Below are 22,859 nucleotides of genomic sequence, written 5' to 3'. Positions count from 1 at the left end.
CACCCGCGTCTCGGCTAGGGGAACCGCCAAAGTCTCACCAGAAAGCTACAAGCAGCAGACCATGGCAGGCCATTCCAAATTCAAGAACATCATGCACCGCAAGGGCGCGCAGGACAAAAAGCGCTCGGCGATGTTTTCGAAGCTCTCCCGCGAAATCACCGTCGCGGCCAAGATGGGCATGCCCGATCCGGACATGAACCCGCGCCTGCGCGCCGCCGTCAACGCGGCCAAGGCGCAGTCCATGCCCAAGGACAACATCGCCCGCGCGATCGACAAGGCCTCGAAGGGCGAAGGCGATAACTACGAGGAAGTGCGCTACGAGGGCTATGGCCCGGGCGGCGTCGCCATCATCGTCGAGGCCCTCACCGACAACCGCAACCGCACCGCCACCAACGTGCGCACCGCCTTTGCCAAGAACGGCGGCAACCTCGGCGCCTCGGGCGCGGTGAGCCACGGGTTCGAGCGGCTCGGCCTGATCGAGTATCCGGGCAAGGTCGGCGATGAGGAAAAGGTCCTCGAAGCTGCCATCGAGGCGGGCGCCGAGGATGTCGAGAGCGACATGGGCGACGGCGACGAGAACCCCGGCAGCCACCAGATCTGGGTCGCCATCGAACAGCTCCACCCCGTCGCGCGCGAACTCGAAAAGGTGCTGGGCGAGGCCGAGGGCGTCAAGCTCGCGTGGAAGCCCAATCTGACAACCACCGTCGATGCCGAGACCGCCGCGACCCTGCTCAAGCTGATCGACGTGCTCGAAGACGACGACGACGTCCAGACCGTCTGGGGCAACTACGAGATCCCCGACGACGTGATGGAAAAGCTGGGTTGATGTATTCCTCCCCGAAACGGGGAGGGGGACCATCCGCAGGATGGTGGAGGGGCACGCGCGGGATCAGCACAGGCACCCTCGCCATGCTCACCGCCACATGATCATCCTCGGCATCGATCCCGGCCTCACCTGCACCGGCTGGGGCATTGTCGCCAAGGCTGGCAGCCGCCTCAGCCATGTCGCCAACGGCCAGATCCGCACCGATGCCAAGGCCGCCATGGCCGAGCGGCTGGTCGAACTCGACGCGGGCCTCGCGGCGGTGATCGCCGAGCACCACCCCGATACCGGCGCGGTCGAGGAAGTCTTCGTCAACATGAACCCGCAGTCCACGCTCAAGCTCGGGCAGGCGCGCGGGGTGGCCATGCTGGCGGTGGCGCGCGCGGGCCTGTCCGTCGCCGAATACCCCACCAAGGTCATCAAGAAGGCGCTCGTCGGCACGGGCGGCGCGGAAAAGGCGCAAGTGCAGGCCATGCTCAAGGTGCTGCTCCCCGGCGTGGTGCTGGCCGGTTCCGATGCGGCGGACGCCCTCGCCGTCGCGATCACCCACGCCAACATGATCGGCAGCCACCGCTAGATTTCCCTCCTCCCGCTTGCGGGAGGGCGCTTAACATTCTCCCCTCCCGCTTGCGGGAGGGGCTGGGGGTGGGCCCGCGCAGGCTTGCCGCCTCGCCATGACCCTGCCATAGAACAAACCATGATCGCAAAGCTCACCGGCCTGCTCGATGATTTCGGACCCGACTGGGCCATCATCGACGTGAACGGCGTCGGCTATCTCGTCCACTGCTCGGCCAAGACCCTCACCCAGCTCGGCATTCGCGGCGACAAGGTGGTGGTCCACACCGAACTGCAGGTCTCGGAAAACGACCAGCGCCTGATCGGCTTCGCGAGCGCCGGTGAACGCGGCTGGTTCCGTCTGCTGACGGCGGTGCAGGGCGTCGGCAGCAAGGTCGCGCTCGCGATCCTCTCCGCCCTCTCCGCCGAAGAACTCCAGCGCGCCTGCGCCAGCGGAGACGCCGCGATGGTCGCCCGCGCGCAAGGCGTCGGCCCCAAGCTCGCGAGCCGCATCGTCAACGAACTCAAGGACAAGGCCGGCGGCCTCGGCCCCATCCCAGCCGGCCCCGGCGGCGCCCCTCTCGAAACCCTCGCCGCCGCACCTGCAGGCTCTGCCAGCGCCGATGCGATCTCCGCCCTGCAAAACCTCGGCTTCAAGCCCGCCACCGCCAGCATGGCCGTGGCCGCCGCCGTCAAGGAACTGGGCGATGATGCACCCCTCAATGATCTCGTGCGCGTGGCGCTGAAGCGGGCGACGGGCTGACGTTAATGATCCGTCGCCATCTCACCGCGCTGGCATGCCTTGGCCTGATGCTGTTTCTTGCAGGTGTGCTGGTCGGACTGTGGGTGTGGGATTGGAAGGAAGTTGACCGCTGCCTCGATCAAGGTGGACGCTGGGACAACAAGATCGATGTTTGCGTTCTGAAATGACCGGCAGCTCATTCCCTTTCCAAGCAGCAGTCCTTGCCGAGTCCACTTGCCGCCCCCTGCATGTTGGAGGATAATCACAGGATGACCGACCTCAGCTTTTCCCTCCCGACCTCGCTGCAAAGCAAACTCGACCAGCGCATCGCAGACGGCGGCTATCTGGATGCTGCCGAGTACCTCCGCGACCTGATCCGGCGTGATCTGGCCGAGGCGGATGAAGATGCAGCATGGGTCCGGGCGCGACTGGCGGAGGGTGAGGCTTCGGGATACCTTGAAGCCGATCCGCGTGACGTACTCAGGGAGATCATGGCGAAACTGCCTGATGCATGAACTGCGGATTTCACGGCAGGCCCAGACCGACCTTGAGGACATACAGTTGCGCGGCCTGATCGAATTCGGAGCATCCGCCACACGCGCCTTCATGGCGGGCTTCGACGATATCTTTGCGCGGCTCAAGATGTACCCGCTCCATGGCAGAGCGCGCCCGGAATATGGCCGCAATGTCCGCAGTTGCCTGCACGCGCCTTACCTTGTGTTCTATCTCTATAGGGCCGATGTGGTTTCCATCCAGCGCATCCTCCATGCCTCAAGGCGGACCGTGTCGCTCGGTGAGGAAGCACCATGACCGACAACCCCATCCTCACCCCCCGCCGCCAGGCCGACGACGCCGACGCCGCGCTGCGGCCGAAGTCGCTCGCCGAATTCGTCGGGCAGGAAGCCGCGCGCGAGAACCTTTCCGTGTTCATCGAAAGCGCGCGCCAGCGCAGCGAGGCGATGGATCATGTGCTGTTCTATGGCCCGCCCGGCCTCGGCAAGACCACGCTCGCCGCGATCATCGCGCGCGAGATGGGGGTCAATTTCCGCGCCACCTCCGGCCCCGTCATCGCCAAGGCCGGCGATCTCGCCGCGCTGCTCACCAATCTGGAGAGCGGCGACGTCCTCTTCATCGACGAGATTCACCGCCTCAATCCGGTCGTCGAGGAAGTGCTCTATCCGGCGATGGAGGACCGCGCGCTCGATCTCATCATCGGCGAAGGGCCCTCGGCGCGCTCGGTGCGGATCGACCTGCCCGCCTTCACCCTGATCGGCGCGACCACGCGCGCGGGCCTCCTTGCCACCCCTTTGCGCGACCGGTTCGGCATTCCGGTACGGCTCCAGTTCTACACTGTGGAAGAGCTTGAACGCGTCGTCACGCGCGGGGCCCACTTGCTTGGCATCGGGATCGATGGGGGCGGCGCCAGCGAGATCGCGCGCCGTTCGCGCGGCACCCCGCGCGTCGCCGGGCGGCTGCTGCGGCGCGTGCGCGATTTTGCGCAAGTCGCTGGCGCGGCAGTGATTTCCCGCGAAGTGGCGGACCGCGCCCTCACCCGGCTCGAAGTCGATTCGCTGGGGCTCGATCTGCAGGACCGGCGCTACCTCGGCATGATTGCGGATATCTACAAGGGCGGCCCAGTCGGCGTGGAAACGCTGGCGGCCGGCCTGTCCGAACCGCGCGACACGATCGAGGATGTGATCGAGCCCTACCTCATCCAGCTCGGCCTCGTCGCGCGCACCGCGCGCGGGCGCTGCCTCAACGATCGCGGGTGGCGCCATCTGGGACTCACCCCACCCTCTGCCGACCTCCCTGGCCTCTTCGCCAGCGACGAGGGCTAGTGGTAAACGCGGATTGCGTAACGGTCGGGGGCAATTCGGTTCCAGTTTGGCACAGACTTGTCCGGAAGCCCCGAAATGACCCAATTCGGGGCCCCGTGAGGGCGTGAAACCCGGTTAACGGCATTGCCGCCGCGTGTCTGATCTGCGTTGTTCGATCTGTCAGGAGAGGGTTTGTCCACCATTGCGCGGATAAGGCCTTTCCCAAAGGAACAGAGAGCAACGATCATGTCGGTTCGGATGGCATTGGCAAAACTGGCGGCCTGCGCAGCAGGCGGTGCCGTGCTGGGCGGCGGTGCCGTGCACGTTTCGGAGGCACCTTCGGCGTCCGAAATCCATCACGTGAAGCCGATCAAGGTCAAGCAGGTGAAGCGGCACTATGCCGTGGTCAAGCACCGGCCGGTCCACCGCATGCGCCGCGTGGTGAAGACCACCGTCACCAAGTCCTGCGCGATGCCGCAGCAGCAGATGGCCTTTGCCCCCGTGCCCTACATGCCACCCATGCCCCCTCAGGCGGCGGGTGGTGGCGGCGGGGCCGTGCCGGTGGTGATCGGCGGCGGCGGCGGGATCGGCGGCTTCGGCGGCGGGTTCTTCGGCGGCTTCTTCGGCGGCAGCAGCGGCGGTGGAAGCGTGGTCGTTTCCTCGACCAGCACCGGCTCCACCTCGACTTCGGGCGGCTCCACCTCGACCGGCGGCAGCTCGACCTCGGGCGGCTCGAGCTCGACGTCCGGCGGCTCGACCTCCACCTCGAGCGGCAACATCTCGACCTCGACGTCCAGCGGCAACGTCTCGACCAGCTCGGGCGCGGTGACGAGCAGCACCTCCACCTCGTCGGGCAACGTCAGCACCTCCTCGGGCAACGTCTCGACGAGCTCGGGTAATGTCAGCACATCCTCGGGCAACGTTTCCACCAGCTCGTCGACCTCGACCAGTTCGGGCAACGTGACGAGCAGCTCGTCGACCTCGTCGTCGACCTCATCCTCCACCTCGTCGTCGTCCTCGACCTCGGGCGGCTCGACCTCGACGTCCTCGTCGACGTCCGGCTCGTCGTCGACCTCGAGCAGCACCAGCAGTTCGACGTCGTCCTCGTCCAACGGCAGCACCAGCACCTCGACCTCGTCGTCGAACGGCGGCACGCCGGTGCCGGAACCCTCGATGGTCCTGCTGTTCGGCGCCGCTGCGGCTGGTCTGGTGGCCCGCCGCCGCCAGGGCCTCAAGGCGAAGGGCACCACTGCCGCCTGAGCAGCGTATTCCGGCTTCCGCGGGCCGTCACCGACGAAGCAAACGCGGGCAAAAGGAAAGGGCGGCTCCTGGGGGGGAGTCGCCCTTTCTGATTCCGGCCAGTGTGCCGAAGCGCCTGCCGGCAGCCCTCAGGCCGCCAGGTTGCGCAGCACGTAGTGCAGGATGCCACCGTTGAGGTAGTATTCCAGCTCGTTGGCGGTATCGATGCGGCACAGCGCGGTGAAGGTGAAGCTGGAGCCGTCGGCACGCGTCACTTCGACTTCCACGTCCTGACGCGGCTTAAGCCCGGCCACGCCGCGGATGGTGAAGCTGTCGTCGCCGGTCAGCCCCAGCGTCTCGCGGCTCTCGCCCTGCTTGAACTGCAGCGGCAGCACGCCCATGCCGACGAGGTTCGAGCGGTGGATGCGCTCGAAGCTCTCGACGATCACCGCGCGCACGCCGAGCAGGTTGGTGCCCTTGGCCGCCCAGTCGCGGCTGGAACCGGTGCCGTATTCCTTGCCCGCGATGACGACCAGCGGCGTGCCATCGGCCTTGTGCTGCATCGCCACGTCGTAGATCGCGCCGACCTCGCTGCCATAGCGGCTCATGCCGCCTTCGATGCCGGGCACCATCTCGTTCTTGATGCGGATGTTGGCAAAGGTGCCGCGCATCATCACTTCGTGGTGGCCGCGGCGCGCACCATAGGAGTTGAAGTCCGCCTTGGCGACCTGGTGCTCCATCAGCCACTTGCCCGCCGGGCTGTCGGCCTTGATCGAACCGGCCGGCGAGATGTGGTCGGTCGTGATCGAATCGCCGAGGATCGCCAGCGGCTTCGCCTCGATGATGTCGCTCACCGGCGCCGGGGTCATCGTCATGCCCTCGAAGTAGGGCGGGTTCGCCACATACGTGCTGCCCGCGCGCCAGCTGTAGGTTTCCGAGCCGGTGACGTTGATCGCCTGCCAGTGCACGTCGCCCTTGTAGACGTCGGCGTAGCGCGCCTGGAACATCGCGCGGTCCATGCAGCCGGTCATCGTCGCATAGACTTCGGCGTTGGTCGGCCAGATATCCTTGAGGTAGACGTCCACGCCGTCCTTGCTCTGGCCGATGGGCGTGGAAACGAAGTCCTCGATCACCGTGCCCTTGAGCGCGTAGGCAACCACCAGCGGCGGGCTGGCGAGGAAGTTGGCGCGCACGTCCGGCGAAACGCGGCCCTCGAAGTTGCGGTTGCCCGAGATCACCGCCGCAGCGACGAGGCCGTTGTCGTTGATCGCCTTGCTGATCGGTTCGGCGAGCGGCCCCGAGTTGCCGATGCAGGTGGTGCAGCCATAGCCGACGAGGTTGAAGCCGACCGCGTCGAGGTGCTCCTGCAGCCCGGCCTTGACAAGGTAGTCGGTCACCACCTGCGAGCCCGGCGCCAGCGAGGTCTTCACCCAGGGCTTGGGCTTGAGGCCCAGCTCGTTGGCCTTCTTCGCAACGAGCCCCGCCGCCACCAGCACGCCCGGGTTCGAGGTGTTGGTGCAGCTGGTGATTGCCGCGATGGTCACGTCGCCGTCGCCGATGTCGAAGTCCTTGCCCTCGACCGGAACGCGCTGCTGCGCCTTCTTGTAGGTGTTCACCATGTCGGCGTTGAACACGTCATCGACGTCTTCCAGCGAGACGCGGTCCTGCGGGCGCTTCGGACCGGCAAGGCTGGGCACCACGGTGCCAAGGTCCAGCTCCAGCGTCGAAGTGAAGATCGGCTCGACCGAAGGATCGATCCAGAAGCCCTGCGCCTTGGCATAGGCTTCGGTCAGCGCGATCTGGTCCTCGTCGCGGCCGGTCAGGCGCATGTAGTCGAGCGTCTTGTCGTCGATGCCGAAGAAGCCGCAAGTCGCGCCATATTCGGGCGCCATGTTGGCGAGCGTCGCGCGGTCCGCCAGCGTGAGCGAGGCAAGGCCGGGGCCGTAGTACTCGACAAAGCGGCCGACCACGCCGTGCTTGCGCAGCATGTTGGTGCAGGTCAGCACGAGGTCGGTCGCGGTCACGCCTTCCTTCAATTCGCCGGTGAACTTGAAGCCGACCACTTCCGGGATCAGCATCGAGACCGGCTGGCCGAGCATCGCTGCCTCGGCCTCGATCCCGCCGACGCCCCAGCCCAGCACGCCGAGGCCGTTGATCATCGTGGTGTGGCTGTCGGTGCCGACGCAGGTGTCCGGATAGGCCACGGTCGTGCCGTCCGGCCCTTCGCTTGTCCACACCGCCTGCGCGATATGCTCGAGGTTGACCTGGTGGCAGATGCCCGTGCCCGGAGGCACCGCCTTGAAGTTCGCAAGGCTCTTGGAGCCCCACTTGAGGAAGTCATAGCGCTCGCCGTTGCGGTAGTACTCGATCTCGACGTTCTGCTCGAAGGCCTTGGGGTGGCCGAACTCGTCGACCATGACCGAGTGGTCGATCACGAGGTGGACGGGCACCTGCGGGTTGATCTTGCTGGTATCGCCGCCCAGCTTGGCAATCGCATCGCGCATCGCGGCGAGGTCGACCACGCACGGCACGCCGGTGAAATCCTGCAGAAGCACGCGCGCCGGGCGGTACTGGATCTCGCGGCTGCTGGAGGGGTCCTTCTGCCAGTCGACCAGCGCCTTGATGTCATCGGTCGAAACGGTGAAGCCGCCGTCCTCGAAGCGGAGCAGGTTTTCGAGCAGGACTTTCATCGAGAAGGGCAGGCGCGAAACATCGCCATAAGCCGCGGCGGCCTTGCCGAGCGCGTAGTAGGCATAGTCCTTGCCACCGACGGTGAGCGTGCTGCGCGCGCCGAGCGTGTCCTGTCCGACCTGGGTCATGGCGATGCGTAATCCCTTCAAGTTGATACCGTTTGCCGCGCCGGGGCCGCCCCCGCGACTGCATGCCCGATGCGCCGAGACAGCCTTTGCGTCAAGGCTTGCGCGGCGCATGAAATGCATAGGACGCTGGATGCCATACGTCCCGGCGCGGCCAAACGTTACACACCAATCGTCAGGCTCGCTCGGCGGCCGCTTCCGGCGCGGATTTGCGCTGCAGGGCAATCAGGCACCCCGCCACGATCAGCACCACGCCCGCCAGCGTGCGCCATGTCAGCGGCTCGGCAAACACCACCCAGCCGACCAGCGCGGCCCAGATGAACGCTGTGTATTCCAGCGGCACCAGCACTTGCGCCTCGGCCCGCGCATAGGCCCAGCCGAGCAGCATCAGCGACGCGGTCGACAGCACGGCGGAGGCCGCCAGCACCGCCCAGATCTCCGCGGGCGGCACGGGCGCGAACCACCAGGCGCCGATCCCCAGCAGGCAGAAGATGAAGAACGTCTGGAAGAACGAGATCTCCTCCGGCCCGGCCAGCTGCGATTGCCGCCGCTGCAGCACGAGGTTCCACGCATAGAGCACGGCGGAAATCAGGATCGCGATCAGCCCATGCACGCTCTCGCTATTGTAGTTCCCCCCGAACTTGCCCGCGGCGATCAGGCCCACGCCGGAAAGCGCCAGTACCGATCCCGCCACCGCCCGCCGCGAAAGCTCTTCGCCCAGCCAGACTGCGGCGAGAAAGAGCGCCAGCAGCGGCGCGATGAACGAAAGCGCCATCGCCTCGGCCACCGGCGTGCGCGCAAGGCCGTAGAAGAACAGCGTGGCCATCACCCCCGAAACGCCCGCGCGCAGCACATGCAGCCGCATCGCCTCGCGCCCCGGCAGGCTGCGGCTCCCGTCCTTGTTGCCGCGCGCCAGCCACACCGGCAGCATGATCAGCGAACCGACCAGATTGCGCCAGAACAGCGCGGCATAGGCCCCCACCGCCAGCGCGGCGATCTTCATGAACCCGTCCATCACGCCAAAGCACAGCAGCCCGGTCATCGCGGAGAGGATCGGCAGCAGGGGGACAGCGCGCTTCATCGCCCGCCCATAGCGACCCGGCTGGCGAAGCGCAAAGGCAAGGCCCGTCGCACGAACCGGATTACCCTCCTGATTCAGCAATCAGTCAGCCGGTTTGCTTGATTGGAACATCAGCTTGGGGCAGGAATTATCGCATGGCCGGGCGCCCAGACAGGGAAAGACATCGACGAATGCATATGATCCATCGGACCAGTCTCAGCGGCATGCTCTGCACGGCGGCGATCGGCTGGGCCCTGCTGGCCGCCCCTGCTGCTGCCCGGCAGGGACCGGTCGATCTGACCGCTGCGGCTCAGCCAGCCAAGCCCGCACCCAGCGTCAATGCGCCCAAACCCGCCCCGAGCCCGAGCGCCACGCCCCCTGCTCCCGTCCCGTCTGCCCAGACGACAACGGCTCCGGCCGACGCGGCCACGACAGCCGCCGAGCCGGTGTTTCAGCCCGCACCGCCCCCGCTGGCGCACTGGACGATTCCCGATGCGCAGGCCCTCCTCGCCGCGATCAAGGGCGTCCGCACCGAAGGCCTGACCCCTGCCGACTATGAACCGGCGAATCTCGCCGCCGCCATCGCCAAGGGGGAAGGCGATGATCTCGATGCGCTGGCCAGCCGCCTCTTCGTCTGGCTAGCGGAAGACCTGCGCGATGGCCGCACGCCGATGCCCGCGCGCATCCAGTGGTTCGCGATCGATCCCGATCAGGACCTCCATCCCAATTCGCAGCTCCTCGCACAGGCGACCGAGACGCACGACATTCCCGGCGTGCTCGCCTCGCTCAATCCCACGCATCCCGATTACGCGCTGCTCAAGGACATGCTGGCCAAGGCCAAGGACCCGCGCCAGATCGCGATGATCAAGGCCAACATGGATCGCTGGCGCTGGCTGGCGCGCGACATGGGGCTGCAGTACCTCATCATCAACGTGCCCGAGCAGGAGCTCCGGCTCACGGTGAACAACAGGATCATCCGCACCTACCGCGCGATCGTCGGCAAGCCGGGCAAGACCGCCACGCCGCAGCTCGCCGAGCAGGTCAAGAACGTGGTGTTCAACCCCACGTGGACGGTGCCGCAGTCCATCGTCGTCGGCGAAGGCCTCGGCGCGCGCCTGATCAAGAATCCCCGTCAGGCCGCGCGCGAAGGCTATGTCGCAACCAAGGCCGCAGATGGCACGATCACCGTGGTGCAGCAGCCGGGCGACAACAACTCGCTCGGCCGCGTGAAACTCGACATGCCCAACGAGCATGCGATCTACATCCACGATACGCCCAACCGGAACTTGTTCGCGCTCCCCGCCCGTGCGCTCAGCCACGGCTGCATCCGCGCCGAACGCGCGACCGAACTCGCGATGACGATGGCGATCCTCGGCGCCGACCTGCCGCCCGAAACCGCGGTCGAATACAATCTCTCGGGCAAGTACACCAAGGTGCCGATGACCAAGCCCTGGGCGGTCTACATCACCTACTTCACCGTCGCCCGCGACGTGACCGGCCTGATGCGCAGCTTCCCGGACATCTACCAGCGCGATGCGCCGGTGATCGCCAGCTTCTCAAAGCCGCGCGAACTCCACACCGACCAGCGCAAGAGCACCGAGGCGATCATCAAGCTGGATAATCCGCTGTAATCGCCCTCGTTCGCCCCAAAACTTCGTCACCCGCCTCCCCCTTCGTCATCCCCGCGCAGGCGGGGATCCAGGGCGGGCAAGCGCCGCGCTATCCGGCTCTGGATTCCCGCCTTCGCGGGAATGACGAGGGTGTTTGGAAGGAGGGCCGACCTGCGGGCCGGCCGCAGCGGAAAGGGCGCTAAACCTCAATAAATCCCCAACCGGTCCGCATAGAGCAGCCGCCCGCCGCTCAGATGCCACAGCGCCTCGTTGAAATCGGCCTCGCTCATCGCGAAGCAGCCGTCGCTGCGCCCGAGCTTGCCCCACTTCTCCAGCATGTCGGGGTTGGCATACCACGCCGGGTGCATCACGATCGCGCGGTCCAGCGTGTTGCTGTTTTCCGGGTCGATCCCGCCGAGCCGGATCGAGGTGCCGTACTTGCCCTTGTACCACTCGTAGGTGATGAACGCCCCGCGCGAGGTGGCGAGGCTGCCGACATCGTTGGAAAAGGTCTTGAGGAACCCGTCATGCTCCGGGTCCGAACCCTTGCCGTGCGCCACGAGGAACGAGCGCACTTCGCCCTTCTCCAGATCGGCGAAATGCAGCCGCGGCATGGCAGAAGGCAGCGCGAAATCGGCGACCCCCACGATATCGGTCCGCCACAGCACCGAGCGGACGCGCTCCATCTGCTCCTTGGCGACAGCCAGAATGCGGCGCTTCTGTTCGGGCACGCTGTAGGGCTGCGCAAACACGCGGCCCGGCGCCGCTGCAGCAACAACCGTTGCCGCAGCGCCCGCTAGGAGCCCGCGCCTGTTCACCAGTCCCGTCATACTGCTCTATATACGGCGAATTACGCCGATTTTCCACCGCCTGCGCCGAGCCGCGCCAGATCCGCGCCGTCCACCCGCATCACCGTCCACGCGTCCATCAGCCGCGCGCCGAGCTTCTTGTAGAAGCCGATCGCCGGTTCATTCCAGTCGAGCACCGACCATTCGAGCCGCGCACAATCGCGCTCCACCGCGATGGCCGCCAGCCGCGAGAGCAGCGCCTTGCCCAGCCCGCTGCCGCGCGCCTCGGGCCGCACGAAGAGGTCCTCCAGATAGACCCCCGGCTTGCCCTCGAAGGTCGAGAAATTGTGGAAGAACAAGGCGAAACCCTGCGCTGTGCCATCGACCTCGCCGATGATCACCTCGGCATAAGGACGCTCTCCGAAGAGCTTCGTGCCCAGTACGGCTTCGTCGAAGCGCACTTCATCCGCCAGCTTCTCGTATTCGGCGAGGCCGCGGATGAGGTCGGCTATGAGGGGCAGATCGCCGGGCGCGGCGGAGCGGATGGAGATCGTCATGGAAGGGGCCCTTAGCCCGCTATGATCAGCCGGTCACCCTGCAAGGTCACGCTGCCCAGCCGCCGCAGCGCCGATTGGCCGAGGAGGCTCACCGGCAGATCGGGCACCACAACCGCCTCCACCCCCGTCAGGTCACGCCCACCGATCGTCAACCGGTCGATCTCCACCGGCGCGGCCATGCCGGTGCCGGAGGCCGTCTGCAGCATCGGGCGATATTCGGAGGGATCGGGCCGCAGCCCCAGCCGCTCGGCATCGTCCTCGGTCAGCGCCACCACATCGGCACCGGTATCGACAAGAAAGCGCACCGATTCGCCGCCGACATCGACGTTGAGGTGAAACTGCCCCTGCCTGTCGCGCGCGATCTCGACCGTTTCGGCCTGCACTGCGCCGCGCGTCGCAGCCGGTGCGTCCTTGCTCCACGGTGAGGGTTTGGATGCCTTGGCAGGCCGCTCCGAAACGGCCGAATCAACCTTCAGCCCCGGCGCCAGCAGCGCGCTGCTGAAGACAACAAGGCCGGCGATGACAATGAAGCGGGTCATGACGGGCGGATTGTGCCCGCGAAGAGGTTAGGAAATTGCCAAGACCGGTGGAGCAGCATCGACCGGCTATTGCCGAAACAGCGCCATCAAGTCGCGCCGGGCATCAACAACCCGGACGATGCGCACGATCCGGGCATCATCATCAACAGTGTAGAAAGCCAGAAATGGCACCCGCAGAATGGCCCGTATGCCGGGACGGATATCGTCACGCGCAGGGCCCAGGCGGGGAAATGCGGCCAGACCGGCAATCGCCTCATCGAGCCGCCGCAATTGGCGGTCGGCTGCGTCGGGGTCGTCAAGCGCGATGGTCAGCCAGATATCAAGCAGATCGCCACGGGCCGTGTCGGTCCGCTCAATGCGATAGGTCATCCGTGGCGAGTTGCCAGCATGCGCCGCCCTTCCGCGATGATCCCGTCTACGCCGTCCCAAGCCACACTCGGGCTGGCAAGGCCTTCGTCGATAAGGGCGCGTAGCTTCACAAGGTCCGCATCGCGCCGCGCCTGCCAGTCCCGCAGGGCCGCTTCGACCAGATGCTCGACGGATGCGAACTCGCCTCCTGCAACCGCACTCTCTGCCATTGCGAGAATATCTTCCGGGATGGAGACGGGTCGCTTGTCGATCTTGCCCATGCGAGGATCGTGCCTCACACCGCCGCGCCAGACAAGCGGGAGTTTACTCCGCCGGCACTTCCGCCTTCCCCGCGTCCGTCGTCGCCGCTTCCATCTCGGCGGCCTTCATCTCCACCAGCGCGACGATGTGCTCCAGCATGTCCTCGTCCTGCACGGTGTGGTCGGTCACGCCCGAGAGGTAGACCATGTGCTTGCCGTTGCCGCCGCCGGTCAGGCCGACATCGGTCTCGCGCGCTTCACCGGGGCCGTTGACCACGCAGCCCAGCACCGACAGCGAGATCGGCGTCTTGATGTGGCTGAGGCGGCTTTCCAGCTTTTCCACCGTGCGGATCACGTCAAAGCCCTGCCGCGCACACGAGGGGCACGAAACCACCCGAACGCCGCGCGTGCGCAGGCCCAAGGACTTCAGGATCTCGAAGCCGACGCGCACTTCCTCCTCGGGCTCGGCCGAAAGCGAGACGCGCAGGGTATCGCCGATACCGGCCCAGAGCAGGCTGCCAAGGCCGATCGAGGACTTGACCGTGCCGCCGATCAGGCCGCCCGCCTCGGTAATCCCCAGATGCAGCGGGCAATCGACCGCTTCGGCAAGGCCCATGTAGGCCGCGACCGCGAGGAACACGTCGGAGGCCTTCACCGCCACCTTGTATTCGTGAAAATCGTGGTCCTGCAGGAGCTTGATATGATCGAGCGCCGATTCCACCAGCGCCTCGGGGCACGGCTCGCCGTACTTTTCGAGGAGGTCCTTCTCGAGGCTGCCCGCGTTCACGCCGATGCGGATCGCGCAGCCGTTGGCCTTGGCCGCGCGCACCACTTCGGCCACGCGGTCGCTCGAACCGATATTGCCGGGATTGATGCGCAGGCAGGCCGCGCCCGCGTCCGCCGCTTCCAGCGCGCGCTTGTAGTGGAAATGGATGTCCGCCACGATCGGAATGCGCGCCGCGCGGACGATCTTGCCCAGCGCCGCGGTGCTTTCCACATCCGGACACGAAACGCGGATGATATCCGCGCCCGCATCCTCGCAGCGCCTGATCTGATTGATCGTGGCGACCGGATCGCTGGTGAGGGTGTTGGTCATGGTCTGCACCGTGATCGGCGCATCGCCGCCGACGGGGACGGACCCAACCATGATCTGGCGGCTCTTGCGGCGCGTGATATCGCGCCAGGGGCGTACGGATGACATGGGCCGCTCTATACCTTCTCAGCAGCAGCAAGGCCATGGCCTTCAGAGACAAGGCGCTTTGCATAGAGAAATTCCGGATCGCAGTGGTTGCCCACCCAGAATTCGATGTCCGCGATCTTCGCGAAGCCATAGCGGTGATAGAAGCGCTGCGCCTCGGGGTTCTCGCTATAGACCGAGAGCTGGATTTCATCCGCGCCGACATCCTCGGCCTGCGCCATGGCCCAGTCCATCAGCTTCGCGCCCAGTCCGCCGCCGATGCGCGCGGGATCGGTATAGAGCTGCTTGAGTTCCAGCGGCCTCTGCGCATCGCTGTGCCCGGCGGGCATCGTGCTTTCCAGCACCAGCTTGCAGAAGGCGATCAGTTCGCCCCCCTCCTCGATCACCGCAACGCGCATCCCGGGATCGGCGATTTCCTTGGTCACTTTCGCCTCGCTATGCGCCTGCTCGAGGAAAGCGGCGAAGTCTTCCGGCTTGTAGAGATGCCCGAACTTGGCGGTGATGGCGCGGCGGCCAAGGTCGGCAAGCGCAGAGATGTCGTCAGACGTGGCAGGGCGAAGGAGCAGGGCTGTCATGCCACGCCCCATACCGCCGCCTGCACTCCCAAATCAATGTGTCCCGTTCAGTTGGCCTGCGCGGCCTTGGGCGGCTTGCTATAAGGCACGAACTGGTCGAGCGAGACAAAACCCCGCCAGAACAACCCGTTGCGATCGCGCAGCTGCACCACGTCGATATTGCAGAGCTGCGAGTTCGTCAGCTGGGTGACGAGGATATCGTTCGAATTGAGCGACGAGCTGCCCGACCTCGGCCGCTGCACATAGAGCGTGCCGCCGCTGCCATAGACGATCGCGGTCTTGTCGATCACCTGCGAGGTCTGGACATTGCGCAAGGTGATGCAGTTCACGGGCTTGCCCGCGACACGGCCATCGAGAAGCTTGGCAAGCTGTGCCTCGCCGGTGAGCCGCGGGTGCGCGTCGGCAGCCGCGCCGGCCAGCAACATCGCACCGGCGACAGCAGCGAACCCAAGCTTGGCACCCCGGAGCCTTGTAGCATTGCGGATCATGACGAGCCCTTTCTCATTCTGGTCGAAGACCAGACTGCGCCGCGCCGTCTTAACCAGCGCTGACTGCTGCTTTCCTGAGGGTCCTCCAGTTCAACCCGCAGTCCCACGGCCCATTACGGAGTTTCCTCGCAGCCGCATTTCGAGACCATTGACCGGCCGCAGCGGTTCAGGCCGTGCCGCCGACCGTGAGCCCTTCAACCAGCAGGGTCGGCTGCCCCACGCCTGCCGGCACGCTCTGCCCGCCCTTGCCGCAGACGCCGACACCTTCGTCGAGCGCCATGTCATGGCCGATGCCGGTCACGCGCGTCAGCACGCTCGGCCCGTCGCCGATCAAGGTCGCGCCCTTGATCGGGGCGCCAAGCTTGCCGTTCTCGACGCGGTAGGCCTCGGTGCAGGAAAACACGAATTTGCCGCTGGTGATATCGACCTGCCCGCCGCCGAAGGACTTGGCGAAAATGCCATTCTTCATGCGACTCAGCAGCTCGGCGGGATCGTCGTTGCCGGCGCGCATGAAGGTGTTGGTCATGCGCGGCATCGGCGCATGGGCATAGCTTTCGCGCCGCCCGTTGCCCGTCGGCGCCAGCCCCATCAGCCGCGCGCTCATCCTGTCGTGGATATAGCCCTTGAGAATGCCGTCCTCGATCAGCACGGTCTCTTCGGTCGGCGTGCCTTCATCATCGATGGTGAGCGAGCCGCGCCGCCCGGGGATCGAGCCATCGTCCACCACGGTCACGCCCGGCGCCGCCACCCGCTCGCCGATCCGGCCGGAAAAGGCGCTAGTGCCCTTGCGGTTGAAATCGCCTTCAAGGCCGTGGCCCACCGCTTCGTGCAGCAGCACGCCGGGCCAGCCGGGCCCGAGCAGCACGGTCATCTCGCCCGCCGGGGCATCGACCGATTCGAGATTGACGAGCGCCTGCGCCAGCGCCGTATCGATCCCGCGGTTCCACGTCTCCGGCTCGAACAAGTCGTCATAGAGCCGCCGCCCGCCGATCCCGAACGTGCCCGTTTCGCGCCGGCCATTGTGCTCGGCCACGATCGAGACATTGAGCCGCACCAGCGGCCGCACGTCTTGCGCGACAAAGCCGTCCGCGCGCACGATCTCGACCACCGACCAGCTCGCCGAGAGGCTCGCCGAAACTTGCGCCACGCGGGGATCGCGCGCGCGCGCGGCGGCATCGATCGTCTCCAGCAGCTTGACCTTGGCCGCGAAGGGGATCGCATCGAGCGGCGAGGCATCGGTATAGAGGTGGCGATTGTTCTGGCGCGGCGCCGGAGCGGGCGCGGTCTTTGCCGGATCGAGCAGCTTCAGCGTCTCTCCGGCGCGCGCGATGGCGGCGGCGGAAATCTCGTTGGCATGGGCAAACCCGGTCATTTCGCCCGAAACGCCGCGCAGACCGAACCCGGCATCGCGCGAATAGTCCGCTGTCTTCAGCCGCCCGTCGTCGAAGCCGAAGCTCTCGCTCGCGATGAACTGCAGGTAGAGCTCGCCGTCCTCGCAGGCGCCCAGCGCGGCCGCGGTCAGGCGTTTGGCCTCGTCAGGCGTGAGCAGGCCGGGGCGATAGAGCAGCGAGCGGGGATCGGGTGTGTGGGTCATGCGCAGGGATATAGGCAGCCCCGCCGCATCATGCCACCGCGATTACGCGTGGTCGGCAGGTCCGCCCTTGAGGACAAAGCGCCGGTCGCAATAGCCGCATTCGGCAAACCCGCGCTCGTCGATCTCGATCCACACGCGCGGGTGGCCCAGCGCCGCACCGCCACGGATGCCGTCCGCGCCGTCGCAGCGGACGCGGGTACTGGTGGTGAGAACCGTCTCGGGTGCCTTGATCGTGCTCATGGTCGCGCGACTAGCAAACCCGCGCCGCGCCGACAAGTTGGAGGATGCATGTTGGCGGTCTTGCCCCTTTACGGCGGGCGCATCAGGGGGCAGGGAGAGCCCCATGAACACCACCCCCGCCATCCGCATCCGCGATCTCGTCAAGCGCTACGCCCCTGCCGGCAGCCGGTCCGGTGAAGGCAAACTCGCGCTCGGCGGTGTCAGCTTCGATGTTCCGCAGGGCCAGATTTTCGGCCTGCTCGGCCCCAATGGCGCGGGCAAGTCGACCCTCATCAACACGCTTGCCGGCCTCGTCATGAAATCGTCCGGCTCGGTCGAGATCTGGGGTTTCGACATCGACCGCGAGCCGCGCAACGCCAAGGCCTCGATCGGCATCGTGCCGCAGGAGATCGTGTTCGATCCGTTCTTCACGCCGATCGAGGTGCTCGATATCCAGGCCGGGCTCTATGGCGTCCCGCCTGCCGCGCGGCGCTCGCTCGAACTCCTGCAGTCGGTCCACCTTGCCGACAAGGCCCATGCCTATGCGCGCTCGCTTTCGGGGGGAATGAAGCGCCGCCTGCTGATCGCCAAGGCCATGGTCCACACCCCGCCGATTCTCGTGCTCGACGAGCCGACCGCGGGCGTCGACGTGGAGCTCAGGCGGCTGCTGTGGGAACTTGTGGTCGACCTTAACAATCAAGGCGTTACCATCGTTCTCACCACGCACTACCTCGAAGAGGCGGAGCAGTTGTGCGACCGCATCGCGATCATCAATCACGGTAAGCTGATCACCGATCAGCCGACGCGCGATCTGGTCGGCATGATGCGCGAGAAAATCGTGGTCCTCATGCTGGACCGTCCGATCACTGGTGCGCCGCAGCATGAGGCCTTCGTCAAGAGCACCGTTTCGGGCGAACGCGAACTGCGCGTGACCTATAACAAGGACCGCATCAACGCGGGCGGCGTGCTCGCGCTCGTGCAATCGCTTGGGTACGGGATCGTTGATGTCTCGACCGACGAAGCCGACCTCGAGGATGTCTTTGTCAAACTGACGAGCGCCCCTGCCAGCGCCGACGGTTAAATCGGGCCGGGCATCTAGCGAAAGTTTTCAAAATCTTGATTTTAAGCGTTTTCCTGCTCGGTTATGCGCTTCCAGTACCCTCTTCCCGATCTGCGGATGGCGCATTTGCAATCACGGCACCGGCCAACATGGCGGGTGCCGTTCCACGTCACGGTGGCCGGGTCGGAGCGATGTCGATTGAACAGGCAGAAAGGCAGACGCCAAAACATGCTGGTGATCCTGGAGAGGAGGGTCCCACTAAGTGAAACTACCAGTTCGCAAGTGCGGAAACAAACGCTGAGCGAGGGCCAACACAAACTTTTTACCTTTGGCCCTGCTCCGCTTCGCACTTTCCAAACGGCACCGGGACGGGCAAAGAGCGTGCGTGTTTGATCGCTTTCCTGATGCGCCCCGGGTCTGGTCATGAGTGCCGCTGACCCAGCCAGCCCTGATGTCCTGATCATCGGCTCCGGCGCCGCCGGCCTGACGGCCGCCCTCGTCCTGGCAGAACGCTGCCGCGTCCTCGTGCTTGCCAAAGGCGCGCTCGATGGCGGATCGACCGCCTGGGCCCAAGGCGGCATCGCCGCTGTGCTCGACGAGGGCGACACGTTCGACGACCATATCCGCGACACCATGGTCGCCGGTGCCGGCCTCAACCGGCGCGACACCGTGGAGTTCGTGGTCGAGAACGCGCCCGCGGCGATCCGCCGGCTCGCCGACCTCGGCGTACCTTTCAATGCCGAATCCGGCGCGCTGCACCTGACGCGCGAGGGCGGTCACTCGCACCGCCGCATCGTCCATGTCGACGACGCCACTGGCTGGGCCGTCCAGCAGGCGCTGATCGCCGCCGCCAAGGCCCACCCCAATATCACCCTGCGCCCCGATATGGTGGCGATCGATCTGGTAACGGACCGGCACCGCGCTGACCGAACCGACGGCGAGAGCGCCAGCCACCGCGTCTGGGGCGTCTACGCGCTCGATACCGGCACGGGCCGCGTCGAATGCTTTGCCGCGCGCGCCACGATCCTTGCCACCGGCGGCGCTGGCCGCACCTATCTCTTCAGCACCGCCCCGCGCGGCGCGACCGGAGACGGCATCGCCATGGCCTGGCGCGCGGGCTGCCGCGTCTCCAACATGGAATTCATGCAATTCCACCCGACCTGCCTCTACAACCTCGAGGTCAAGAACTTCCTCATCACCGAGGCGGTGCGCGGCGAAGGCGGCCACCTGAAACTGCCCCCCGGCGTCCCCGGCGGCGGCGAGCGCTTCATGCCGCGCTTCGACCCGCGCGAGGAACTGGCCCCGCGCGATATTGTCGCCCGCGCGATCGACCACGAGATCAAGCGGCTCGGGCTCGATTACGTCCACCTCGATATCAGCCACAAGGACCCGGACTTCGTCCGCAGCCACTTCCCCAATATCTACGAGCGCCTGCTCGGCCTCGGCATCGACATGACGAAGGAGCCGATCCCGGTCGTCCCCGCCCAGCACTACACCTGCGGCGGCGTGCTGATCGATCTGGCCGGCCGCACCGATCTCGACGGGCTCTATGCTGTCGGCGAATGCTCGGAAAGCGGGCTCCACGGCGCCAACCGCCTCGCCTCCAACAGCCTGCTCGAATGCTTCGTGTTCGGCGATGCCGCCGCCAACGACATTCTCGAACGCTGGGACAGCTTCGCCCCGCCGCCGTCGCTGCGCCCCTGGGACGAAAGCCGCGTTTCGGATTCGGACGAGGAAGTCGTCATCAAGCAGAACTGGACCGAGCTGCGCCGCTTCATGTGGAACTACGTCGGCATCGTGCGCACCAACAAGCGCCTCGAACGCGCCGCGCACCGCATCAAGCTCCTTAAGGGCGAGGTCAACGACTACTACGGCAACTTCCGCGTCACCGCAGACCTCATCGAGCTGCGCAACCTGCTCCAGACCGCCGAACTCATCGTGAAAAGCGCCCGCGCCCGCCGCGAGAGCCGCGGCCTGCATTTCAACGAGGACTACCCCCAGACCCAGCCCGCCGCCCGCGATACGGTGCTGGTGCCAAACTGAGCGCGGGGGCGGGCGTCAAGCGCCCCATCCTTGCCCTCACCCGTTTCGTCATCCCAGCCCACCCCCTTCGTCATCCCCGCGCAGGCGAGGATCCAGAGCGGCCAGACGCGCCCCCTACAGATGCCGCCCGATGAAGATCAGTACCATCGCACCCAGCACCGAGGCGATGCACCCGGCGCGGCTCACTTGTCCGCCGTCCTTGCTGCCCCAGCCGGCCGCCAGCCCGGCCACGAGCGAGCCTGCGATGCCCAGCAGGATGGTCCGGCCAAGCCCAATGGGAACCGTGCCCGGATAGAGGTAGCGCGCTGCGAGGCCGACGAGCAAGCCGCTGACAAGGATCGAGATAAGTTTGAACACGCTGCCGCTCCGCGTTTGTGTGCCCGGGAGGCCATATCGCGGCGGCAGCCCCACACGCCAGTGGATAATCGCGTGGCTAAGTGGTGTTCGGGTCTGGACAGCGATCTTGTCCACAAGATCGGGGGAGCCCGTCAAAAAAATTCCCGCAACCTCTTATTGGGACTTGAAATGCCCGTTTCCGCACGCGTCGCTGCGCTGCAGCATGGATGTCATGACGATGAAACGAATCGTACGTGCGACGAGCCGAATCGGTAATGGGGTGTTTACCCTCTTGTGTCTGATTCCGGTTGAGGCACTATGGGTAGTGGTCGGGTCCTGGGGGAACCTCTAAACCTAGTTTCGGTGGCGCGGCGGGCAGTTAGCTCGCGGCAACGGTGGCAGCTTCGCCGCCGACCCTCGACTTGACCGTATTGCGGGCGCCGGTGCGGGCACCCGGGAGAATGAAATATTCTCCTTTTGTTCCGCACGGCGTATGATGGATTTCGCGTCGCGATTCGGCTTGGGCCGGCCCGCGCGCAGCAGATGGAACAGGGGACTGCCAGCGTGGATTTCAGGACTGGAGACAGCGTCGCGGAGCATGATGGCCAGAGCGAGCTTCTGCTCGCCGGTGACAGCACCCCCGCTGGTGGCAACGAAAAGGCAATTGGCATGAACGCAGATGACAAGGGCAGCGAGGCGCTCGTTGCGGCCCTGACAGCCATGGGGGCCGCAGGCGCAGCCGGTGCGCTCGCCGCAGCGGCCAAGCCGGTCAGCGATTCCAAGACGATCAACGCGCGCCGCTTCACGATCCAGACGAATTCGGAGCGTGACGCGCTGCTGACCGCGTTCGGCAAGGAAACGCTCGACGATCGCTATCTCCTCCCCGGCGAACGCTATCAGGATCTCTTCGCCCGCGTCGCCGATGCCTATGCGGACGATCAGGGCCACGCGCAGCGGCTCTACGACTATATCTCGAAGCTGTGGTTCATGCCCGCCACCCCCGTCCTCTCGAACGGCGGTACCGGGCGCGGCCTGCCCATCTCGTGCTACCTCAATTCGGTGTCGGACAGCCTCGAAGGCATCGTCGGCACGTGGAACGAGAACGTCTGGCTCGCCAGCCGCGGCGGCGGCATCGGCACCTATTGGGGCCAGGTTCGCGGCATCGGCGAGTCTGTCGGCCTCAACGGCAAGACCAGCGGCATCATCCCCTTCGTCCGCGTGATGGACAGCCTCACCCTCGCGATCAGCCAGGGCTCGCTGCGCCGCGGCTCGGCGGCGTGCTACCTCGATGTCTCGCACCCGGAAATCGAGGAGTTCCTCGAAATCCGCAAGCCCTCGGGCGATTTCAACCGCAAGGCGCTCAATCTGCACCACGGTGTGCTGCTGACGGACGAGTTCATGGAAGCGGTGCGCGATGGCACCGAGTTCCACCTGCGCAGCCCCAAGGACGGCTCGGTGCGCGGCACCGTCGATGCGCGCTCGCTGTTCCAGAAGCTGGTCGAAACCCGCCTCGCCACGGGTGAGCCCTACATCGTGTTCAACGACACGGTGAACCGCATGATGCCCAAGCATCACCGCGATTTGGGCCTCAAGGTCTCGACCTCGAACCTCTGCTCGGAAATCACGCTGCCCACCGGGCGCGACCACCTCGGCAACGATCGCACCGCGGTGTGCTGCCTCTCCTCGCTCAATCTCGAAACCTGGGACGAGTGGCACAAGGACGACCGCTTCATCGAGGACGTGCTGCGCTTCCTCGACAACGTGCTGCAGGATTACATCGACCGCGCGCCGGACGAGATGGCCCGCGCCAAGTATTCCGCGATGCGCGAACGCTCGGTCGGCATGGGCGTGATGGGCTACCACTCGTTCCTGCAGCAGAAGGGCATCGCCTTCGAAAGCGCCATGGCCAAGGCGTGGAATCTCAAGATGTTCAAGCACATCGCCGCCAAGGCGGATGAGGCCAGCCTCCTCCTCGCGCAGGAACGCGGCGCGTGCCCCGATGCGGCGGACATGGGCGTCATGCAGCGCTTCAGCTGCAAGATGGCGATTGCCCCCACCGCGTCGATCTCGATCATCTGCGGCGGCACGTCTGCCTGCATCGAGCCGATCCCGGCCAACATCTACACCCACAAGACGCTCTCGGGCAGCTTCGTGGTCAAGAACCCCTATCTCGAGAAGCTGCTCCAGTCGAA

At 66.0% G+C, this 22,859-nt stretch carries 26 protein-coding genes; 12 read left to right on the top strand and 14 right to left on the bottom strand.

Features of this window, described 5'->3' with window-relative positions; all coding sequences use genetic code 11:
- Positions 1-61 precede the first annotated feature (61 nt).
- The 7 genes from K5Q19_RS05635 (at position 62) to ruvB (ending at position 3,958) form a co-directional block, all read left to right on the top strand.
- A complete protein-coding gene (locus K5Q19_RS05635) occupies positions 62-826 on the top strand; it encodes a YebC/PmpR family DNA-binding transcriptional regulator (protein ID WP_292942078.1) in 765 nt (254 codons plus the stop codon).
- 97 nt (positions 827-923) lie between these two features.
- Positions 924-1,400, top strand: a complete 477-nt coding sequence (gene ruvC, locus K5Q19_RS05630) for a crossover junction endodeoxyribonuclease RuvC (protein WP_292942076.1) — start codon at positions 924-926, stop codon at positions 1,398-1,400.
- 120 nt (positions 1,401-1,520) lie between these two features.
- The gene (gene ruvA, locus K5Q19_RS05625; protein ID WP_292942074.1) at positions 1,521-2,141 is read left to right on the top strand and encodes a Holliday junction branch migration protein RuvA; all 621 of its coding nucleotides are present in this window, start codon (positions 1,521-1,523) and stop codon (positions 2,139-2,141) included.
- A 5-nt stretch (positions 2,142-2,146) separates the two neighbouring features.
- Positions 2,147-2,308, top strand: coding sequence for a hypothetical protein (locus tag K5Q19_RS05620; RefSeq protein WP_292942072.1), 162 nt, complete (start codon positions 2,147-2,149; stop codon positions 2,306-2,308).
- An 81-nt stretch (positions 2,309-2,389) separates the two neighbouring features.
- The gene (locus K5Q19_RS05615; protein WP_292942070.1) at positions 2,390-2,635 is read left to right on the top strand and encodes a hypothetical protein; all 246 of its coding nucleotides are present in this window, start codon (positions 2,390-2,392) and stop codon (positions 2,633-2,635) included.
- Positions 2,628-2,930: a type II toxin-antitoxin system RelE/ParE family toxin gene (locus K5Q19_RS05610; RefSeq protein WP_292942068.1), complete on the top strand. Its 303-nt coding sequence runs from the start codon at positions 2,628-2,630 to the stop codon at positions 2,928-2,930. Before K5Q19_RS05615 ends, K5Q19_RS05610 begins: the two co-directional genes overlap by 8 nt.
- Complete coding sequence (gene ruvB / locus K5Q19_RS05605; RefSeq protein ID WP_292942066.1) at positions 2,927-3,958, top strand: Holliday junction branch migration DNA helicase RuvB; 1,032 nt, start codon at positions 2,927-2,929, stop codon at positions 3,956-3,958. Before K5Q19_RS05610 ends, ruvB begins: the two co-directional genes overlap by 4 nt.
- Before the next feature lie 506 nt (positions 3,959-4,464).
- Here ruvB and K5Q19_RS05600 read toward each other — a convergent pair.
- Positions 4,465-5,091 (bottom strand): hypothetical protein, encoded by a 627-nt coding sequence (locus K5Q19_RS05600; protein WP_292942064.1) that lies wholly within the window; start codon positions 5,089-5,091, stop codon positions 4,465-4,467.
- A gap of 4 nt (positions 5,092-5,095) precedes the next feature.
- Here K5Q19_RS05600 and K5Q19_RS05595 point away from each other — a divergent pair, with 4 nt between their 5' ends.
- A complete protein-coding gene (locus K5Q19_RS05595; RefSeq protein ID WP_292942062.1) occupies positions 5,096-5,197 on the top strand; it encodes a PEP-CTERM sorting domain-containing protein in 102 nt (33 codons plus the stop codon).
- A 128-nt stretch (positions 5,198-5,325) separates the two neighbouring features.
- On the opposite strand, the gene acnA is transcribed toward K5Q19_RS05595, so the two are convergent.
- Together acnA and K5Q19_RS05585 are read right to left on the bottom strand one after the other, a co-directional pair.
- Positions 5,326-7,995, bottom strand: a complete 2,670-nt coding sequence (acnA, locus tag K5Q19_RS05590; protein WP_292942060.1) for an aconitate hydratase AcnA — start codon at positions 7,993-7,995, stop codon at positions 5,326-5,328.
- A 172-nt stretch (positions 7,996-8,167) separates the two neighbouring features.
- Positions 8,168-9,073 (bottom strand): DMT family transporter, encoded by a 906-nt coding sequence (locus K5Q19_RS05585; RefSeq protein WP_292942058.1) that lies wholly within the window; start codon positions 9,071-9,073, stop codon positions 8,168-8,170.
- A 176-nt stretch (positions 9,074-9,249) separates the two neighbouring features.
- On the opposite strand from K5Q19_RS05585, the gene K5Q19_RS05580 reads away from it, so the two are divergent.
- Complete coding sequence (locus K5Q19_RS05580; RefSeq protein WP_292942090.1) at positions 9,250-10,683, top strand: L,D-transpeptidase family protein; 1,434 nt, start codon at positions 9,250-9,252, stop codon at positions 10,681-10,683.
- A 185-nt stretch (positions 10,684-10,868) separates the two neighbouring features.
- On the opposite strand, the gene K5Q19_RS05575 is transcribed toward K5Q19_RS05580, so the two are convergent.
- From K5Q19_RS05575 to K5Q19_RS05530, 10 genes are all read right to left on the bottom strand, one after another.
- A complete protein-coding gene (locus tag K5Q19_RS05575; RefSeq protein ID WP_365758552.1) occupies positions 10,869-11,480 on the bottom strand; it encodes a murein L,D-transpeptidase catalytic domain-containing protein in 612 nt (203 codons plus the stop codon).
- Between the two features lie 32 nt (positions 11,481-11,512).
- Positions 11,513-12,007, bottom strand: a complete 495-nt coding sequence (locus tag K5Q19_RS05570; protein WP_292942054.1) for a GNAT family N-acetyltransferase — start codon at positions 12,005-12,007, stop codon at positions 11,513-11,515.
- A gap of 11 nt (positions 12,008-12,018) precedes the next feature.
- A complete protein-coding gene (locus K5Q19_RS05565) occupies positions 12,019-12,546 on the bottom strand; it encodes a TIGR02281 family clan AA aspartic protease (protein ID WP_292942052.1) in 528 nt (175 codons plus the stop codon).
- Between the two features lie 66 nt (positions 12,547-12,612).
- A complete protein-coding gene (locus K5Q19_RS05560) occupies positions 12,613-12,915 on the bottom strand; it encodes a type II toxin-antitoxin system RelE/ParE family toxin (RefSeq protein ID WP_292942050.1) in 303 nt (100 codons plus the stop codon).
- Positions 12,912-13,175, bottom strand: coding sequence for a type II toxin-antitoxin system ParD family antitoxin (locus tag K5Q19_RS05555; protein WP_292942048.1), 264 nt, complete (start codon positions 13,173-13,175; stop codon positions 12,912-12,914). Before K5Q19_RS05555 ends, K5Q19_RS05560 begins: the two co-directional genes overlap by 4 nt.
- A gap of 43 nt (positions 13,176-13,218) precedes the next feature.
- Positions 13,219-14,355: a flavodoxin-dependent (E)-4-hydroxy-3-methylbut-2-enyl-diphosphate synthase gene (ispG, locus tag K5Q19_RS05550; protein ID WP_292942046.1), complete on the bottom strand. Its 1,137-nt coding sequence runs from the start codon at positions 14,353-14,355 to the stop codon at positions 13,219-13,221.
- A gap of 8 nt (positions 14,356-14,363) precedes the next feature.
- A complete protein-coding gene (locus K5Q19_RS05545; RefSeq protein ID WP_365758546.1) occupies positions 14,364-14,927 on the bottom strand; it encodes a GNAT family N-acetyltransferase in 564 nt (187 codons plus the stop codon).
- 47 nt (positions 14,928-14,974) lie between these two features.
- Positions 14,975-15,415, bottom strand: coding sequence for a hypothetical protein (locus tag K5Q19_RS05540; protein ID WP_292942044.1), 441 nt, complete (start codon positions 15,413-15,415; stop codon positions 14,975-14,977).
- Positions 15,416-15,581: 166 nt separating this feature from the next.
- Positions 15,582-17,009 (bottom strand): metalloprotease TldD, encoded by a 1,428-nt coding sequence (gene tldD / locus K5Q19_RS05535; RefSeq protein ID WP_292942042.1) that lies wholly within the window; start codon positions 17,007-17,009, stop codon positions 15,582-15,584.
- Between the two features lie 42 nt (positions 17,010-17,051).
- A complete protein-coding gene (locus K5Q19_RS05530) occupies positions 17,052-17,249 on the bottom strand; it encodes a zinc-finger domain-containing protein (RefSeq protein WP_292942040.1) in 198 nt (65 codons plus the stop codon).
- 103 nt (positions 17,250-17,352) lie between these two features.
- On the opposite strand from K5Q19_RS05530, the gene K5Q19_RS05525 reads away from it, so the two are divergent.
- Both K5Q19_RS05525 and nadB read left to right on the top strand, forming a co-directional pair.
- On the top strand, positions 17,353-18,309 hold the full coding sequence (locus K5Q19_RS05525) for an ABC transporter ATP-binding protein (protein WP_292942038.1): 957 nt from the start codon (positions 17,353-17,355) through the stop codon (positions 18,307-18,309).
- A gap of 402 nt (positions 18,310-18,711) precedes the next feature.
- Complete coding sequence (gene nadB / locus K5Q19_RS05520; RefSeq protein WP_292942036.1) at positions 18,712-20,331, top strand: L-aspartate oxidase; 1,620 nt, start codon at positions 18,712-18,714, stop codon at positions 20,329-20,331.
- A 114-nt stretch (positions 20,332-20,445) separates the two neighbouring features.
- Here the strand turns inward: nadB and K5Q19_RS05515 are convergent, their stop codons facing one another.
- Complete coding sequence (locus K5Q19_RS05515; protein WP_292942034.1) at positions 20,446-20,688, bottom strand: GlsB/YeaQ/YmgE family stress response membrane protein; 243 nt, start codon at positions 20,686-20,688, stop codon at positions 20,446-20,448.
- 543 nt (positions 20,689-21,231) lie between these two features.
- Here K5Q19_RS05515 and K5Q19_RS05510 point away from each other — a divergent pair.
- Positions 21,232-22,859 (top strand): ribonucleoside-diphosphate reductase subunit alpha (locus K5Q19_RS05510; protein WP_292942032.1); only part of this gene is annotated, 1,628 nt, incomplete at its 3' end.

It is taken from the genome of Novosphingobium sp. (assembly GCF_019748365.1).
Taxonomy (GTDB): Bacteria; Pseudomonadota; Alphaproteobacteria; order Sphingomonadales; family Sphingomonadaceae; genus Novosphingobium.
Note: the sequence above shows the minus strand (reverse complement) of the source record. Positions and strands in the feature narration are given on the sequence as shown.

Bases quoted from the DNA above. Each gene is read 5' to 3' on its own strand.
- tldD (WP_292942042.1), bottom strand. From the start codon at position 17,009: ATGACCCACACACCCGATCCCCGCTCGCTGCTCTATCGCCCCGGCCTG.
- ruvB (WP_292942066.1), top strand. From the start codon at position 2,927: ATGACCGACAACCCCATCCTCACCCCCCGCCGCCAGGCCGACGACGCC.
- nadB (WP_292942036.1), top strand. From the start codon at position 18,712: ATGAGTGCCGCTGACCCAGCCAGCCCTGATGTCCTGATCATCGGCTCC.
- K5Q19_RS05560 (WP_292942050.1), bottom strand. From the start codon at position 12,915: ATGACCTATCGCATTGAGCGGACCGACACGGCCCGTGGCGATCTGCTT.
- K5Q19_RS05540 (WP_292942044.1), bottom strand. From the start codon at position 15,415: ATGATCCGCAATGCTACAAGGCTCCGGGGTGCCAAGCTTGGGTTCGCT.
- K5Q19_RS05570 (WP_292942054.1), bottom strand. From the start codon at position 12,007: ATGACGATCTCCATCCGCTCCGCCGCGCCCGGCGATCTGCCCCTCATA.
- K5Q19_RS05565 (WP_292942052.1), bottom strand. From the start codon at position 12,546: ATGACCCGCTTCATTGTCATCGCCGGCCTTGTTGTCTTCAGCAGCGCG.
- K5Q19_RS05585 (WP_292942058.1), bottom strand. From the start codon at position 9,073: ATGAAGCGCGCTGTCCCCCTGCTGCCGATCCTCTCCGCGATGACCGGG.
- K5Q19_RS05580 (WP_292942090.1), top strand. From the start codon at position 9,250: ATGATCCATCGGACCAGTCTCAGCGGCATGCTCTGCACGGCGGCGATC.
- acnA (WP_292942060.1), bottom strand. From the start codon at position 7,995: ATGACCCAGGTCGGACAGGACACGCTCGGCGCGCGCAGCACGCTCACC.
- K5Q19_RS05555 (WP_292942048.1), bottom strand. From the start codon at position 13,175: ATGGGCAAGATCGACAAGCGACCCGTCTCCATCCCGGAAGATATTCTC.
- K5Q19_RS05525 (WP_292942038.1), top strand. From the start codon at position 17,353: ATGAACACCACCCCCGCCATCCGCATCCGCGATCTCGTCAAGCGCTAC.
- K5Q19_RS05635 (WP_292942078.1), top strand. From the start codon at position 62: ATGGCAGGCCATTCCAAATTCAAGAACATCATGCACCGCAAGGGCGCG.
- K5Q19_RS05615 (WP_292942070.1), top strand. From the start codon at position 2,390: ATGACCGACCTCAGCTTTTCCCTCCCGACCTCGCTGCAAAGCAAACTC.
- ruvC (WP_292942076.1), top strand. From the start codon at position 924: ATGATCATCCTCGGCATCGATCCCGGCCTCACCTGCACCGGCTGGGGC.
- K5Q19_RS05545 (WP_365758546.1), bottom strand. From the start codon at position 14,927: ATGACAGCCCTGCTCCTTCGCCCTGCCACGTCTGACGACATCTCTGCG.
- ispG (WP_292942046.1), bottom strand. From the start codon at position 14,355: ATGTCATCCGTACGCCCCTGGCGCGATATCACGCGCCGCAAGAGCCGC.
- K5Q19_RS05530 (WP_292942040.1), bottom strand. From the start codon at position 17,249: ATGAGCACGATCAAGGCACCCGAGACGGTTCTCACCACCAGTACCCGC.
- ruvA (WP_292942074.1), top strand. From the start codon at position 1,521: ATGATCGCAAAGCTCACCGGCCTGCTCGATGATTTCGGACCCGACTGG.
- K5Q19_RS05620 (WP_292942072.1), top strand. From the start codon at position 2,147: ATGATCCGTCGCCATCTCACCGCGCTGGCATGCCTTGGCCTGATGCTG.
- K5Q19_RS05610 (WP_292942068.1), top strand. From the start codon at position 2,628: ATGCATGAACTGCGGATTTCACGGCAGGCCCAGACCGACCTTGAGGAC.